Raw genomic sequence first — 16,364 nt, 5'->3', positions numbered from 1 at the left:
TGATTTTATAACGAACCATTGAAATGAACAATGCATAGTTTTATCTATAACATCCTACCTATGAAAAGTCGCTTTTTGACTATTGTCTATTATCATTACGGTGTCTAATATCCACATTCCTGCGTTATCTTTGCCGTCATGCTTCAAAATTCCCATTTTTTTCATTTGGGAAATATCACGTTCAATAGTGCGCTGGCTTACCGATAATATCTCCGACATCTGTCGTCCACTTATCGTCGGAGACACCTTCACGATATTCAGTATTTTCATCTGACGTTCAGTTAGTTTTGTCTCCGACATATCTCCGACACTATCTCCGACATCGGGCACATTTACTGAAGCAAAAATAATCGTTTGAAACTGTGTAGGTGTTGATTTAAATACGGGTTTCAATTCATCCATATACCCAGCAAGAACTTTGGTTTCGTTACAAATCCGTGTAAGTCCACTGCCCCGCTTCTCCATGTAGTCAAGTTGAGCCATTACATTAGCTAGGATAGGATTGCGTCTTTCGGAAGAAACATCCGCAATGTCTAAGTTTTGAATCAACATTCCATTATACATTCCTCCTGGAGAAGTAACGGTGAGACGGTCGTCATAAATATCAAGATGCACCTCACTACCCATCACAGTGTAGTCACGATGGATCAAATGGTTAACCATCGTCTCAAGGACAGCACGTTCTGCATACTCCGGTTTGTTCTTTCGTCCATCAGGCAATTTTTCCCATCCTCTCTTTGTGTTTGACTTCACAAAGTTCATGGCTTCACGAAGCAGCATTAACACATTACCCGTAAACTCTGCATCATTAATGGCATCACCCTTTGTCTTTCCATCCCATCGTGTACAGTAAAGACGTGATTGCCATAATGGACAATCATCGGAAAATAATGCACCTGCGTTGGTGAGATTTCCAATGTTAGTGACAAGCCCAAAAGACAAAAGATACTTCTTGTCCCATTCTTGATTAGTACGTGTTTTGAAAGTGTTTGCCAATATCGTGAAAGAATAATCCTTGATTTTATAGTCCGTGTGTAGAGAATCAAAGGTTTTGTTTGAACCTTTTAACACTAACCGTACCATTTGTTCTGCTGTTATAGGTAAGCTCTCATCGCCAATGCGAACGAAGGCTATACGCTGCCCATCGCCAACATAATAGTAAGGCGTGTAATTACCTGCATAAACTTTCAACTGTAATACATCAAGACTGCCTGTTCTATGAGGAATCAATGCCACTTCTGGTAGAGGATCCATATAATCGCGAATCTTACCGCTGATAGCTTCGCAAACATGCTGTACATCATTAAGACCTCTAACAACGCCGTCATTATCTATACCAAAGAAAAGCGAACCACCCAAGCCATTGGCAAAAGCGCTTACACTCTTCAGCCAACTCTTAGGTTTCTTTTCTTCAAGCATCAATTTAAAATCGTATGCGGTGCATTCTGCTATCAGAGTCTCTAATTTCATTTTTTATAATGACTACTATATTATCAATAAGATTCATCGTCTATTGATTTACAAAAATACAACTAATTATTGAAAATACAACATAAAACCATCGTATCGCTCATATCTTAAGCGCTTTTTTATAAAAACATGCATTTATACTTGCGTGATTTTCACATGCGCCTTCTTTTGCTATTACACAAACTTTTCTTTAACTTCGCACCTTATTCTTTAGAAATGATCACATTCGTGGTACTACTGAATTACAACTGTGAGGAAGATGAACCGCGACTGTGGAAAATGTGAACCACGTCTGTGAGCATCTCTAAAATATTAATATTGAATCTAAGAGAACGCCTTGCTTAAGTGAGAAATATGTGCTGCAAAGCTAAACGGAACATGTATTGCCGGCTTGCGACTCGAGTTTCTTTGTTGAAAAATGCCGGAAATAAACGAGATACAAGAAATAAACGAAAATAAGAACAAATACTTTAAAATTATGCCTATACTATTTGATTGGTACGAAAATCCGAGAACGAAGGATAATCAAGATGAAGAGCTGACCCTGCATCCGCGCATCCGGTTGAATGGCTCTACTACGACTGATGAATTGCGATGCTTCATACAGGAATATTGTTCGGTGACGGCGACGGATGTTGTGGCGGTGCTCGATGCCTTGTCTCACTTTGTGGGGCGTGAGTTGGGGGAGGGAAGGAATGTGCACTTGACCGGTATCGGTTACTTTCGCCCCACGCTGACTTGCACCGAAACCGTGACGATGGATACAAAGCGAAAAAGTACGAAGGTGAAACTCAAGGGAATTCAATTCCGTCCGGACAAGGCGCTCCGTGGCAAGATAGGCACGATAAGGGTGAAACCGTTGCGAGACCATGACCCGACGAAGCGTAAGTTGACCGTGGAAGAAATAGATGAACGAGTGGAAAACTACTTCCGTACACACGATTTTCTGACAAGAAATGACTTCCAAACGATGTGTGGCATGACACGTACTACTGCTACGCGCCATATTCGACGTCTTTGTGAAGAGGGAAAACTGATAAATAAAGGGCTGCAAAAGCAACCGATTTATTACCCGGGCAGTATGCAATAGTTTGTTGATAAGCGAGTTATGGGTGGTTTGGTTAACCGAAATCAGGACGAAATGTCGTGTAGGTAAAAATGTTGCATACATGCAAAAAAAGTTGCTGCCACCACTACTCTAATGCCGATGAATAAGGCGATACTGCGTGTTAGTGTAGGTATGCAAGTAAAAGTAAAAACTACGGGATACGCGTACGCGCGTATACGCGCGCGAGAGAGATTTATGCGTGCCCAATGATTATCGGGTGAGCCGAGTTTCGCGCTTGAACGGAATATGCTACTCAACAGGAATGCGCGTACGCGTGCGAGTTTTGAGTTCGAGTTGTGAATGCGACCGGTGAATAGTGCCTTATTCGAAGTAGATAACTTCCCCTCCGCCAGACGAGGCGTATTTCCTCAATAGCTCCTGTATCATTTCGGCTCCTTCCCGTAAACCGATCTGTCCGCTGTAGCCGTTCACGATGGCGAGGATGTGTCTGGTTGTCAGGTCCATCTTGGTGCGTTCATGGTCGCTGGTGGGGGTGCCGATGCCGCCTGTGGCGTCGCGGTAGACGGGGAGTCCTTCGATGTTCAGTATGCCGCGGCCGATACCTTCGAAAGGTTCTTCCGCACGTCCGATGCCCAGTACGAGGTTGGTTCCCTGTATCTTGTCAGCGTCGAAACCGCCGATGGAATAACCGGTGCGCAGGGAGACGAGGTTGATAAGGTCTACCAGTGTGTCTATCTGATAAAGGTCTATTCCGCGCATGAGGCGGCGGCGCAGTGCTTCAGCAGAAGGGCGGTAACGACTGGGGTCCTTGCCGCAACGCTTGTAGACTTCGCGGGTGGCGGCAATGGCAGGTTGAAGTTTGATGTCTTCCGCCCCGGTGGTGGAGGTCAACTCACGGGTGAAGGTTGCTATTTCCTGCCAAAGTCCTTCGCAGAAAGCAGTGTTGGTGACTTCTGCATAAACGGCTGCTCCTTTGAAGATGGGGCAGGCTGTTTTGATTTCGTCTGATACGGTGATGTTGTACATTGCTTGATTACTTTATGTGCCCAAAGATAGTGGTTTTTGCAATGCGGTATGCTAATTCTCTTTTCAATATGATACTTTCGCCTTACCGGTAATGATGTCCTCTCGGGTACATCAAGCGAGTGAAACAAAATATTTAGTACCTATTTGAAAATATAATGTATCGTAATAGTACTACATTTGATAATAGTACTTATTTTTACATCATGAACGGAAGAACTTTAATGTGAGTCTAAAAAAATAAAAAAATGGAGAGAGATATTAACTATCCATTTCCAATAAAACAAAAATGATTATGGAATTACAAGTGATACAAAACAAAATATACGAGATACGGGGCTACAAAGTGATGCTTGATTTCGACTTGGCCGAACTTTACAATATTGAGACAAGACGCCTTAAAGAACAGGCTAAACGTAATATAGAGCGCTTCCCGGAAGACTTCATGTTTCAACTTAACAAAAGTGAATGGTCGGAGGTTATCGCAAATTGCGATAACCTCCCTGAGAATGCGAAGTACAGTCCTGCTACCCCCTTTGCTTTCACACAGGAAGGAGTTGCTATGCTCTCAGGAGTGTTACGTTCTCCGGTAGCTATACAGGCGAACATCAATATCATGTGTGCTTTCGTCCGGATGCGTCAGTTCCTGATTGAGAACCGGGAAATACTTAAAAGTATATCGCAACTCACCAAGCGTGTTGAAGCTTTGGAGGAGATAAGCGAAGATACATTAGCCTCTGTGAACGATCTGTCAGAAGACACGAGGAAAGAGCTTGATGATATCTATATCGCCATGAGTGAGTTGTCTTCACTGCCGAAGAAGGAAGACAAACCACGCAATTCGATAGGTTTTAATGCCTATAAAAGCCAAGAGTAACAAACATTAAAGCGAGATAACATGAGTAAAAGAGTTCTTCTATCATAAGAGACCGCTTTCTGCCTCCAGCATCTCCATCAAATCCTTTGCCGTCAACTTATGACTCATGTCTGTGCCTTCCAGCAGGGCATCGGCGAGGTTGCGCTTGGTGTCGTGCAGACGCATGATTTTCTCTTCAATGGTGTGCGTGCTCACAAGGTGATAGGCGGTTACCTTCTGTTCTTGCCCGATGCGGTAGGCGCGGTCGGTGGCCTGCTGCTCGATGGCGGGGTTCCACCAGGGGTCGAGGTGGATGATGTAATTGGCTCCCGTCAGGTTCAGACCGAGTCCGCCGGCCTTCAGGCTGATGAGGAAGAAGGGGCAGTCGCCTTGCTGGAATTCCTGTACCAGTTGTTCGCGTTGCTTCATGGTTATGCTGCCGTCCAGGTAGAGATATTCCTCACCGGCTTTGTCCAACGCTTGCCGTACCAGGGCGAGGAAAGAGGTGAACTGGCTGAATATCAAGGCGCGGTTGCCTCCGGCTTTCAGTTCGCCCACTAACTCGATGAGGAGGTTTATCTTGCTGCTTTCGCCTTTCCATTTCTTTTCTACTAATGAGGCGGAGCAGGCGGCCTGACGCAACCTGGTTATCTCGGCAAGTGTGGTGACGTTGATTCCGGCGCCTCCCTCCTCTACCATGCTTTGCGCCTTGCGACGGATTACTTCGTAAATCCTCATTTCATCGTCCGAGAGTTCCACGGGGAGGATGATTTCTTGCTTGTCGGGCAGTTCTTCTACCACCTCCTGCTTGGTGCGCCGCAGCATGAAAGGGTGCACGATGCGGTTCAGTTGAAGTTGCCGTTGTTTGTCGTGCTCTTGTTCGATGGGGAGGATGAACTTCTGCTGGAATTGCTCGTAGCTGCCCAGTAGTCCGGGGTTGATGAACTGGAAGAGGTTCCACAGTTCGCCCAGATGGTTCTGTATGGGTGTACCGGTCAGTATCAGCCGGTTGCTGGATTTTAGCTTCATGGCGCAGGCAGAGGTCTTTGTCTCGCGGTTCTTGATGGTGTGGGCTTCGTCCAGGCAGACGATGTTCCACTCCTTCTCGGTCAGGGCTTCAGCCTCGGATACGAGCAGCCCGTAGGTGGAGAGGACGATGTCGAACTTCCCTGCCTGGCGGATGGTTTGCCGGCGGTCGGCGCTTTCGTTCAGTATGGATACATTCAGGGCGGGGGCGAAGCGTTGAAGCTCTTTCCGCCAGTTGGGCACTACGGATGCGGGTGCTACTACGAGCGATGCTCCGCTGCGGGCTGTATATAATAGATAGGCGATGGTCTGTATGGTCTTTCCCAATCCCATGTCGTCCGCCAGACAGGTGCCTGCTCCCCAGTTGCTGAGGCGCACCATCCAGCGGAAGCCGTCCAACTGGTAGTCGCGGAGAGTGGCTTGCAGCTTGGCGGGTACTTTGACGGTGAGCTGCCGGCTTTCGGAAATCTTCCGGCGCAGATTGTCCAGCTTGGCGTCGTGCTTGATGGTGACTTCGCCGTTGAGTACGTCGTCGCCCAGCAGTCCTGCCTGGAAGTTGGATATCTGCATCTTGCCGTGGTTCTTGACGCTGACGGATTCCAGGCGTCCCAGTTGCTTGCGCAAGGTGTCACTGAGGCGGAGGTAGTCGGTTTCGTTCAGGCGGATGAACTTGCCGCGGCTCTGACTGATGTATTCCAGGAGTTGCGCCATGCTGATGACGATGTCGTCGTCCAGTTGCACGTTGCCTTCCATTTCGAGCCAGTTGCCGTTGCTTGTCAGGTGGATGTCCCAGTGGGAGGGGGATACCGGCTTGCGGAGGCGCATTCTTTCGCCTTCGGGCCATTCTACGAGGTAGTTGTCGGCGAGGGAGCGTACGTAGTCCAGCAGGGTGAGGAGGTTTTCGGGCGTGAGGTCGAAGGCGTAGTCGGTTACGCTGATACCGAAGCTCTCTTCGATGTAGTTGGTGAGCGCCTCGTAGTTGTCCTGCTCTTGGGCGAGGTGGCGTTTCACCTGGTACCGTTCGCCTTTCTTCTCGTCCACTATCAGACTCATTCCTGCGCCGGGCTGTTGCAGTACGGTGCCTTCGGGCATGGGCTTGGCGTACATCTGCACATGGAAACTTTCGTCTTGCGGATGCACCTGGAGACAGATGGCGCTTGCGCCGTCGATGGTCTTCAGCGTGGAGCCGCCCTTGATGAGCGGGGAATGCACTTCGACGATGCGGTTCATCTTGGGGAAGAAGTCCTGTAGTTTCTCTTTCGCTTCGGCGGGAAACTGGCGCAGGGCGAGGAGTTGTTCGTAGTACCGGCGTTGGCGGCCTTGCAGGGGGACGACGGTGTAGTGTGTGGGGTCTTTCTGCAGGATGATGCAGTCGCGGCAGTCGTATCGTTGTTGCGAGCCTTTGGCGGAGTAGTTGGAGGAGAGGTTGAAACCATTCGGGTCTTTCTCTACTACGATGTAGGGTTTTTCTTCGGTCACGGTGACGGGGTCGAAGGGGGCGTGGAGTCCGGAGAAGATGCGGTCGCATCCTACGGCTTCGGGCAGGACGTCTTCCACGTAGAGTTGGTAGTTGCGGTTGGTGCGCCAGCGGTTCCAGATTCGCTTATCGGTTTCGTCCATAAACTCCAGTTTGCCGGTCTGGTAGCGGGTGGAGGCGATGGCTTTTCCGCTGCTCCATTCGCCGGACTTGAGGATGGCTTGTTCGCGCACCTCGACGGAGCGTCCGTGGCGGATGATGTATGCCATGCGCCGGTCGTTCTGCGGGAGGACGTGGTCGTTTTGTTCCAGTTCTTCTTTCAGCAGGTCTTCGAGCACGAGTTCCCAGGTTTCTTTCCGGTGGATGGAAGAGAGCAGGGGGGCGTCGCCGTATTGGTGTTTCAGGGTTTCGCGCTCTTCGTCCGTGAGGGGGAGGTAGGCGGAGAGTTCGTGCCGGAGGATGGCTTGCCGGGGGGTGTAGTCTTCGGGGAGGAACGAGGCGTATTGTTCGGACTTGAAGTAGCGGGCGAACAGGAAGCCGAGGCATTGGGCGGCGCGGGTGGATTCTTTCTTGAGGAGATTGTCTTCCAGAAAGCGGGGCAGACGCCTTTCTACGTCGGAGAAGCAGCACGCCATGATGCGGGCTGGCTGGAGGCTGTCTCGTTTCTCGACCTCTTTCTTCTTGAGGAACAGTTGTAGCTTGTTGAGGCATTCGGCGCTTCCCTGGTGGATGTAGGAGAGGATGAGTATGTAGCTGTTCATCATGCCCTGCAGGAGGTCCTTTTCGGCGGCGGTCTTGTTGAGTATCTTGATGGCGGCTTCGAAGTGGGCAATGGCTTGCGGGTATTGCCGGCTGTAGGCGGCGTGGGCGGCTTCGAGCAGGCGGGTGAAGAGGGTGTCGGGCTGCTGTGTGGGCGGGGTGTACTCTCCGTGGGAGAAGTAGCGGTAGAGCGCCAGGGTTTCTTTGAGTTGTGTGGCTTGCTGTGACGAGGGGAATTTATAGTCTTCGAGCAGGCGGGGGAGGAGGTTATGGGTATCTACGATGTCGTGCTCAAAGAGGTGAACGAGCAGGCGGTCGAAGAAGTGCATGAACAGTTGCGGCGGCATTTGCAGGAGTATCGGGAAGAGTTGCGGGTCGGTGGCGGCGGAGAAGAGGTAGGGCGTCATCTCCTGGTTGAACCATCGGGCGGGGATGCTCCGGGTGTCTTCCTCGAGTGCGTGGCGCAGCATGGCGTGCATGAGCTTGAAGTGGGAGTTGTCGGTGGGGAGGGAGCGCTTGAATTGCTTTTCCCAGTCGGGGTGTTCGGTGAAGAGCAGGCGGAGTACGGGGAAGTAGTGGTCGGGGCTGATGCGGTGTGAGAAGTTCCGGAGTTGCCAGTCGTAGTCGCTGTGCTGCAGGAGATTCCGGGTGTAAAGTATCTTTGTGGTGGAGTTGATGTCTTGCATGTTCAGCCTCTCGGTTGCGGCGTAGTCGTTGAGTTCGTAGATTGATGCACTATGGCCGAGGTAGGCGTAGTAGCACAGCAGTTTCAGGGTTTGCTTCTGGAGGGGGAGGCTGTTGTATAAGTTGGTGTCCATGGGTAAACTTGTTTGTTCTTATTGGGGAATAAATATCTTGTCTTAGTTGGGTTGCACGTTAGTACTCTGCGAAACTTCAGTCGTTTTAATAAATAATCAAGTTGGATTCATAATCATATTAGCTTCATAATCAATCGAATTGGCTTCATAACTTATCAATCAAGGCAGCTTCACTATTGTCAATCAAGTCAGTTTCATGATTCCTGAAAGGATGCGTCCCGACTTGATTCCCAGTCGTCTTGCCGAGAAGAACTCTTCATGCTTCATGTAGGTGCAGATGCCTGATGTTTCTATCTGCTCGCCCGGCAGTCCGAAATCGAGCAACTGCATCCGGTTTGCCGCCCACAGGTCGATGTGATGCTTATGCGTTTCCGGTTTCCACTCCGAGATGTAGTCCATGGCAAAGCCATTGGTGCGGAAGGCTTCGTACACTTCTTCTCCTACTTCAAAAGAGGGCAGGGAGATTCCGGGGCCGATACAGGCCACTACGTCCTCTCCGCGTGTGCCGTAAAGCGCGCGCATCTTGTGGAGCGTATGCACGGCTATGCGGTTCACTGTTCCGCGCCAACCGGCATGGATGGCGGCTATGGCCTGATTCCTGCGGTCGAAGAGCAGGATGGGGATGCAGTCGGCGGTAGAGATGCAGAGGCAGTAGCCCGGTTCGCGGGTTATAAGCGCATCTACTCCCTGTAGCATGGCTGTGCGGGTGTCGGGCGTGGCGGTCAGGTATGCTTCGTCAATTACTTCCGCTTTCGTGCCGTGCGTCTGGAAAGGAATAACCAGTTCCTGCGCAGGCCGGGGCATGGAGTGGAGAAGCAGTTCCTGGTTGCGACGGACGGACTCGGCATCGTCTCCCGTGTAGGGCGTACAGTTGAAGGAGGCGTAATTCTCCTCCTTGCTGAAACCTCCGCGGCGGGTGGTTGCAAAGCAAAAAATGTTGGGGTACGGTGCCATAACACTGTATCCCAACATGCTGTTATCTTCCGTGAGAGCAATCATCAGGGTTTATCTTCCTCCCAGTCTTCCTCCTCGTATTCAAAGTCTTCGAGGTCTTCCACGTCGTCATCGCCCTCCACGTATTCGTAGCCGAGGTCTTCATCCTCGCCCATGTCTTTCAGCTCTTGCTGGAGCTTGCTTACATCTTTGGGGCGGTGCACGATGGCTTCTATCTTATTGCTGTCCTTGTTCAGCTCTTCCCACAGGATGTCCTTCAGCACGGAAAGTCCCATGCCGGTGATGGCGGAGATGAATATGTGCGGGATGTTTTCGGGCAACGCAGGCTCTATCTCGTCCATCAGTTCCTGGTCCAGCATATCGCTCTTGGTGATGGCGAGTACGCGCTGCTTGTCCAGCATTTCGGGGTTGAAGGTGCTTAGTTCGTTCAGCAGGATTTCGTATTCCTTGCGGATGTCGTCGCTGTCGGCGGGCACCATGAAAAGCAGCAGGGAGTTGCGTTCTATATGCCGCAGGAAGCGTAGTCCCAGACCCTTTCCGGCGCTGGCTCCTTCGATGATTCCGGGAATGTCTGCCATGACGAACGACTTTCCGTCGCGGTAGGAGACGATGCCCAGGTTCGGTTCCAGTGTAGTGAACGGGTAGTTGGCTATTTTGGGCTTGGCGGCGGATACGGAAGCCAGCAGGGTGGACTTTCCGGCATTGGGGAAGCCTACCAGACCGACGTCTGCCAAGAGTTTCAGTTCCATGATTACCGTTATCTCTTGCATCGGTTCGCCCGGTTGTGCAAAGCGTGGCGCTTGTCGGGTAGCCGTCTTGAAGTGCCAGTTGCCCTGACCGCCTCGTCCGCCTTTCAGCAGGATGACTTCCTGTTCGTGCTCGGTTACGTCGCAGATGTATTCACCTGTCTCGGCGTTGTACACTACCGTTCCGCAGGGGACTTCGATAATTTTATCTTCTCCATCCTTACCGAAGCTGCGGTTCTTGGAGCCTGACTCTCCGTGTCCTGCCAGTGCATGACGGTCGTAGCGCAAGTGCAGCAGCGTCCAGTAGTTACGGTTGCCTCGCAGGATGATGTGTCCGCCTCGTCCTCCGTCGCCTCCGTCGGGGCCTCCGTTGGGTATGTACTTCTCCCGCCTCATGTGCGTAGAACCTCGTCCGCCCTTTCCGGAGCGGCAGTATATTTTTACGTAGTCAACAAAATTGGATTCAGCCATTTGTTCATCAACTTCTTAAGATGTTTAAACTATATTTATTGCTCCACGCACAGATACTATGATATAATTCAGTTCTCTTAAAGGAATCCATACGAAAACAGGGACGCATAATATCTTTTATGTCATTTTCTTTCTTTTGTATTCTATGCTCCTTTTTGAGATAGAAGCATAGTCGTTTTATAAAATCATGTCCGCATGTTAACTCATAAGGATCGCATGTGTTATGATCAGTTTTAAATTTATTCAATATTGTTTTTGTAACAACTTTTGCTTTACGAGACTTAGGATGTATTTCTCCGTGGATAAAGTCAAAATCATTCAACTGATCTTTTTCAAATGATGTCACGGAAAAGCTATCAAAATTATAGCTTAAATGCTTGGTGTAATTATACCATTTGAAGTAAGATATACATTTCAACTCTTCAAATATATTTTCAAATACTTCTTCTGAATAATTAATAGTCACTAAATTCTCTATTAATTCTTTTCGTGTTTGTTCATCTCTCAAACACATCATTTCATAATCGTGTGCATCCGTATAGAAGAAGCCGTTTATTGAAAGTAATGTACCATTAAGACGTTCGAAATCAGAATCTCTTATGGTAATGTTTTTAATACTATGGCAACAAAGCAACCTCTCGTGAATTTCTTTTAATTTTCTACATCCTTGAGAATTTCTTATTTCAGATGTTTCTGAATTGAAAAATTTATAATAAAAGCACTTGTCACTCTTCCCTTCTACTAATATCAGAACTTTATCTTTATATATAGGGGTGCGCCACTCCATAATAAAGGAATTTACAATATCTTCTACCCTATTTTCCTCTCTTAATGCTCCCATCTCTCAATCCTGATATCTATTTTTAAATAAATCAAAAGCTATATCCCATCTCCCATTTATAAAAGTGGGAGAATGAGTGGCTATGATGACTTGACATCTTAACTCTTTTGCCATTTTCAGATAATCATCCAGCATTTGTCTTTGCCATGCAATATGAAGAGAGTTTTCTGGTTCATCTATGAGTAATAATGAATGATTATTTAGACCAAAGGATAGCTTGTAATATAGTATAATTAGGTTTTGTTCGCCGCTCGAAAGCTTAGAAAGGGGAACCTCTTGTTCATTACTATCATAAACAACAATACCTCTTTTATCATTCAAGCTTATCCTTTTGTTGGAGAGTTGTTTGTATGACACAAAATCATCGAAGATGGCCAATTGTCTATAGAAAGTGTCATAATTAGACAATTTATTTTCCATGTCATCTATATAAAGAGATAGAACTTTTTGAAATTCGGATGAATACTCCTCTAATATATCGGTCTGAGGCACTAAACCATATTTACGGAAATTATTCATTTTGGTTCTTAAGCTTTCTATTTTTTTTTGAAAATCTTCTTTTGAAAGCTGTTGATACTCTTCTTTGACCAATCGTTCTATAAAGGTAGCATCAATCTCTTGGCTAGCCATAGCAAATGCTTGTTGCGCTTTAGAGAAAGTCTCTTGCAATTCTATAGCTATATTTTCGATGGCAGGTAGATTCCTAAATCTTCTACGGTTTTCTTGAACAATAATAGGTGTAATCAACCGCTGCTCTTTAATGAAAGAACATCTGAATTCTTGCATAAACATTCTGATGTTTTTGCTTTTTTCTGATAAAATAGTGTCATTTATTTCATTGAAATATTCACTATAAAGTTCTTCTTCGTCAATAAACTCCTTTTCGCCAATTCTAAAATTGATAGAGGAACGTAGGCTTTTTCTTTCCCAACGAAGAATATCAGTTTCATTAATTTCAAAAGTTTCTATATCTTTCCCTTGACTATCTTTAAAAGAGAATTTAACATACTCCTTTGCTGTTGAAAAGAGATCTTCTCTTTCATTATCTGGTAGGGTTTTAGAACCTTTTCTGACAACAATCTGTTTGCCATTACGAAAATAAATATTAATTGATGCGAATTTCAAAAGTGAAAAGTACCAAAAATCACATGCAAATAAATGACTTATTATTTTCAGAATGGTTGTTTTTCCATAACCATTAGGGCTTGTAATAATGGTTACAGGCTGATCTTTATTTATTTGTATGTCGTAATCATAGATACCATATAGCTGTTCTATAGTAATACGTTCTATCATTTTGAATATATAGCTTTTAAAGTTGCTTGTAATTGGGAATTTACAGTGCAAGTTGTTCTTGTTTTAATATTCTTATTGTTCTCTGATGTGATCTCAGCGATATATTGTGGATAATCGTCACCTTTACTGCGATTATTTCTCCAATTCATGGGACGAAGGTTTTCTATGTGATTTTTTCCTCCTCTAACGGTAGGATATACATGATCTATTTCCCATCCGAACATACTATCTGTATCCCCATAAGCATCTCGAGATATCCATGCACCTGCAAAATCTTGCCGATACAGGTCTTCGTTATAGCCTTCAACAATAATACCTTTTTCCCAGATTTCTTGTATTGCTTGAGGGTTATTTAAATCCTGTATATATTCACTCATGATATTTATAATATTATTGATCCTATTTGAAAAAGTTTTTTATTAGGGTTTAAGCCCCTACAGATATTTCTGAAAAGGGATAAAAGTACCAAAATGCACTTTTTTAAGTGGGATCATTGTTTGAAATTTCAAAGATAAGAGAATATTTTGTATTCACCTATCATTTCATTATTTTATTCCTTAATTGCACAGTCTACCGCCTTGCAAACCTCCGCAAATATTTCCTCCAACTCACCCTGTCCCTTGATATGCCGGTACTGACCCTCTTTCTTATACCAGTCAATCAGCGGAGAAGTCTGTGAATGATAAACAACAAGGCGCTTTTTGATAGTCTCTTCGTTATCGTCAGCACGACCGGAATCTTTGCCGCGCTTGATGAGGCGGGTCATCAGTTCTTCTTCGGGAACGTCGAGGTCAATCATCACACTGACACCCTGTTCTCTTTTGGCAAGCATCTTCTTCAATGCCTCCGCCTGTGCAATGGTGCGGGGGAAACCGTCGAAGATAACACCTTTGCTGTCTTCAAAACTGTCGAATACGCTTGCAAGAATGTCAATCATCAATTCATCGGGAATCAACTGTCCCTGGTCGATATAAGCTTTGGCGGTCTTACCCAGTTCCGTGCCGTTTTTGATTTCAGCACGCAATACGTCACCGGTAGAAATGTGGTTGATGCCATATTTGTCCACAATCTTTTCACTTTGTGTTCCCTTGCCTGAACCGGGAGCACCGAAAATTACAATGTTCAACATTTGTTTAGTTATAATATATAAAGGGTTTATTATTTAAGTTATTTCACTTCATTAAATTACTTCACTTCATTAAGTTATTTCACTTCGTCACTTGCGGCTCGTAGTTTGTCAGTCTTCGACTACCGTATAGATATCGGAGTAGTTGCGGCCGAAACCGTCGTAATCCAGTCCGTAGCCTACAATGAAGTCATTGGGAATCTTCATCGCTACGTATTCGATGTTCAAGTCCACTTTCAGCTTGTCCGGTTTCACCAGCAGGGAAGCGATGAGGATTTCTTTCGGATTGCGCGTACCCAGATTCTCCAGCAGGCGTTGCATGGTCAGTCCTGTGTCTACAATATCTTCTACAATAACTACCGTGCGGTCGGTGAGGTCTTCGGTGATGCCGATGACTTCCTTGATGACTCCGGTAGAGGACACACCTTGATAAGAAGCCAGCTTCACGAAAGACACCTCACAAGGAATCGTGATGTGTTTCATCAAGTCGGCAGTGAACATAAACGAACCATTCAGCACACTGAGGAACAGAGGATTCTTGCCTGCCAAATCGCGGTTGATTTCATTGGCAACGCGGGCTACTTCTGCCAGAATATCCTGTTCCTTGATGGAAATAGTGAACTTCTTGTCTTTTATTTGTATAGTGTCCATAACGAATGGATTTAATAAATTGGCACAAAAATACGATTTTATTCTACTCCGTGCATCATCTTCTGCAATTTCTTTGAGAGCAGGAAGAGGATAAGGGAGGCGACGCCGGACATGAGGACGAACATCATAAAGAAGTCGAACATATTCTCGATAGGGTATCCAAGCAGGGTTTTCACCTTTCCGGGTTCGGGATAAAGGCCGCCCAGGATTCCGGCAAACTTATTCGCCGTAGATGTAGAGAGATACCAAATGCCCATCATCAGAGAAGCGAAACGCACGGGCGTCAGTTTGTTCACCATTGACAAGCCGATAGGAGAAAGGGTTATTTCGCCCATTGTATGAATGAAATAGAGTCCCGTCAGCCAGATAAGGCTGACTTTTATACCCGGCTGCACATCTTTTACGCCAAAGCAGATGACCAGGTAACCCAGCGAAAGCAACAGCAGACCGATGGCTTGTTTGGTGGGAGAAGCAGGCTCCATGCCGCGTTTGTTCAAAGCTCCCCACACGCCGGGCATGATGGCTGCCAGTATGACAACAAAGAATGGATTGAAAGACTGTATCCACGACGCAGGCATCTCCCAACCGAAGATGACACGATCGGTTTGTTCGGCAGCGAAGAGGGTAAGCGAGGCGCCTGCCTGCTCGTAGGCTGCCCAGAAGAAGATGACGAAGAAAGCAATGATGTAGATAACGAAGATACGGTCGCGTTCTATCTTTGTCAGTGAGCCGTCCAGCAGAATGTTGACGGGGAAGATGATGCAAGCGGTGAAGATGCCGATGCTGACCCAGTCGTTACCGAAGCACCAGTAGAAGAAGAGGACGAGAGCAACTGCCAATACTCCGAGAAACAGATTGTTGCGGAACTTCTTTTCTCTGTCCATGGCCGTTTTCCGTTGGCTTGTTTTACTCTCTTCGGGCTGTTCGCGCTTGGCATCCGGAATGATGCCGAGTGGTTTGCCGTCGGGACCTATCAAGTACTTATTCTTCTGGGTCTCAAACAGGACTACTGTGAGGATGGTTACAATGGCTGCAATCAGGAATCCCCATTTAAAGTCGTGCGGATTGCCCGTCTCGCCAAAGTAGCCGCAAACCAGCGGTGCAAAGAAAGAACCCACGTTGACGCCCATGTAGAATATGGTGTAGGCAGAATCCAGTCGTTTGTCTCCCGGTTCATAGAGTTGTCCTACTATGGAAGAAACTGTCGGCTTGAAGCACCCGTTTCCTAATATCAGGAAAGTGAGTCCTCCGTACATCAGCCAGTGGGAGAGTTCTTTGGTATCCAGCATCGAGGCGCTGAAGAACATGAGGAATTGTCCTACCGCCATCATCATCGCCCCCCAGAATACGGAGCGGCGGATGCCCCAGTATTTGTCGGCAATGTATCCGCCGATAAGTGGTGTGAGATACACCAGCCCGGTGTAACTGCCGTAGATGGAAGCCGCGTGTTCCTTGTCGAACAGGAGCGCCTGGGTGAGGAACAAGATGAAGATGGCGCGCATACCGTAGTAGCTGAAACGTTCGGCCGTACTGGTAGCGAAGATGAGGTAAAGCCCTTTGGGATGTTTTGATGTACTCATTATGCCCTTATATTTTTTTTATGGGGTGCAAAGTTATAATTAATTTTATACTTTTGCTTTTTGAGATATCAATAATCTAACCTGAATAATTCATGCTTCAGGAGTTAGAGGAGTTAAAGGAGTTATCAGCCAACAAGTTGGCTTAGGAGTTAAAGCCGATAGTCTTGTTATACGATTCACGGAGTATTGGCTTTAACTCCT

15 protein-coding genes are annotated in these 16,364 nt (G+C 46.9%); 4 read left to right on the top strand and 11 right to left on the bottom strand.

What is annotated here, in order from left to right; genetic code table 11:
* Positions 1 to 54: 54 nt before the first annotated feature.
* Positions 55 to 1,470, bottom strand: coding sequence for an ATP-binding protein (locus tag B2Z67_RS12480; protein WP_291530165.1), 1,416 nt, complete (start codon positions 1,468 to 1,470; stop codon positions 55 to 57).
* 478 nt (positions 1,471 to 1,948) lie between these two features.
* On the opposite strand from B2Z67_RS12480, the gene B2Z67_RS12475 reads away from it, so the two are divergent.
* A complete protein-coding gene (locus B2Z67_RS12475) occupies positions 1,949 to 2,560 on the top strand; it encodes a DNA-binding protein (protein ID WP_291530164.1) in 612 nt (203 codons plus the stop codon).
* Between the two features lie 339 nt (positions 2,561 to 2,899).
* Here B2Z67_RS12475 and B2Z67_RS12470 read toward each other — a convergent pair whose 3' ends face one another.
* A complete protein-coding gene (locus tag B2Z67_RS12470) occupies positions 2,900 to 3,565 on the bottom strand; it encodes a B3/B4 domain-containing protein (protein ID WP_291530163.1) in 666 nt (221 codons plus the stop codon).
* 292 nt (positions 3,566 to 3,857) lie between these two features.
* Between B2Z67_RS12470 and B2Z67_RS12465 the strand changes: the two genes are divergently transcribed.
* Positions 3,858 to 4,439, top strand: a complete 582-nt coding sequence (locus B2Z67_RS12465) for an ORF6N domain-containing protein (protein ID WP_291530162.1) — start codon at positions 3,858 to 3,860, stop codon at positions 4,437 to 4,439.
* Between the two features lie 42 nt (positions 4,440 to 4,481).
* Here B2Z67_RS12465 and B2Z67_RS12460 read toward each other — a convergent pair whose 3' ends face one another.
* Positions 4,482 to 6,584, bottom strand: a complete 2,103-nt coding sequence (locus tag B2Z67_RS12460) for a DEAD/DEAH box helicase (protein WP_291530161.1) — start codon at positions 6,582 to 6,584, stop codon at positions 4,482 to 4,484.
* A gap of 153 nt (positions 6,585 to 6,737) precedes the next feature.
* Between B2Z67_RS12460 and B2Z67_RS12455 the strand changes: the two genes are divergently transcribed.
* On the top strand, positions 6,738 to 7,619 hold the full coding sequence (locus tag B2Z67_RS12455; protein ID WP_291530160.1) for a hypothetical protein: 882 nt from the start codon (positions 6,738 to 6,740) through the stop codon (positions 7,617 to 7,619).
* Positions 7,620 to 7,949: 330 nt separating this feature from the next.
* Positions 7,950 to 8,279 carry a hypothetical protein gene (locus B2Z67_RS12450; protein WP_291530159.1) on the top strand — a complete coding sequence of 110 codons (330 nt, stop codon included), beginning with the start codon at positions 7,950 to 7,952 and terminating at the stop codon, positions 8,277 to 8,279.
* Positions 8,280 to 8,681: 402 nt separating this feature from the next.
* Here the strand turns inward: B2Z67_RS12450 and pgeF are convergent, their stop codons facing one another.
* From pgeF to B2Z67_RS12410, 8 genes are all read right to left on the bottom strand, one after another.
* Complete coding sequence (pgeF, locus tag B2Z67_RS12445) at positions 8,682 to 9,497, bottom strand: peptidoglycan editing factor PgeF (protein WP_291530158.1); 816 nt, start codon at positions 9,495 to 9,497, stop codon at positions 8,682 to 8,684.
* Positions 9,497 to 10,669: a GTPase ObgE gene (gene obgE / locus B2Z67_RS12440; RefSeq protein ID WP_291530157.1), complete on the bottom strand. Its 1,173-nt coding sequence runs from the start codon at positions 10,667 to 10,669 to the stop codon at positions 9,497 to 9,499. Before obgE ends, pgeF begins: the two co-directional genes overlap by 1 nt.
* Positions 10,670 to 10,676: 7 nt before the next feature.
* Positions 10,677 to 11,510: a hypothetical protein gene (locus tag B2Z67_RS12435; protein WP_291530156.1), complete on the bottom strand. Its 834-nt coding sequence runs from the start codon at positions 11,508 to 11,510 to the stop codon at positions 10,677 to 10,679.
* Positions 11,511 to 11,513: 3 nt separating this feature from the next.
* Positions 11,514 to 12,806, bottom strand: coding sequence for an AAA family ATPase (locus B2Z67_RS12430; RefSeq protein ID WP_291530155.1), 1,293 nt, complete (start codon positions 12,804 to 12,806; stop codon positions 11,514 to 11,516).
* Positions 12,803 to 13,183 carry an HNH endonuclease gene (locus B2Z67_RS12425; RefSeq protein ID WP_291530154.1) on the bottom strand — a complete coding sequence of 127 codons (381 nt, stop codon included), beginning with the start codon at positions 13,181 to 13,183 and terminating at the stop codon, positions 12,803 to 12,805. The genes B2Z67_RS12430 and B2Z67_RS12425 overlap by 4 nt, the downstream gene beginning before the upstream one ends.
* A 173-nt stretch (positions 13,184 to 13,356) precedes the next feature.
* Positions 13,357 to 13,935 carry an adenylate kinase gene (locus B2Z67_RS12420; RefSeq protein WP_291530153.1) on the bottom strand — a complete coding sequence of 193 codons (579 nt, stop codon included), beginning with the start codon at positions 13,933 to 13,935 and terminating at the stop codon, positions 13,357 to 13,359.
* Positions 13,936 to 14,043: 108 nt separating this feature from the next.
* Positions 14,044 to 14,583, bottom strand: coding sequence for a hypoxanthine phosphoribosyltransferase (gene hpt / locus B2Z67_RS12415; protein WP_291530152.1), 540 nt, complete (start codon positions 14,581 to 14,583; stop codon positions 14,044 to 14,046).
* 38 nt (positions 14,584 to 14,621) lie between these two features.
* The gene (locus B2Z67_RS12410; protein ID WP_291530151.1) at positions 14,622 to 16,163 is read right to left on the bottom strand and encodes a peptide MFS transporter; all 1,542 of its coding nucleotides are present in this window, start codon (positions 16,161 to 16,163) and stop codon (positions 14,622 to 14,624) included.
* Positions 16,164 to 16,364 lie beyond the last annotated feature (201 nt).

This window comes from Bacteroides sp. UBA939, assembly GCF_002293435.1.
Lineage (GTDB): Bacteria > Bacteroidota > Bacteroidia > Bacteroidales > Bacteroidaceae > Bacteroides.
Note: the sequence above shows the minus strand (reverse complement) of the source record. Positions and strands in the feature narration are given on the sequence as shown.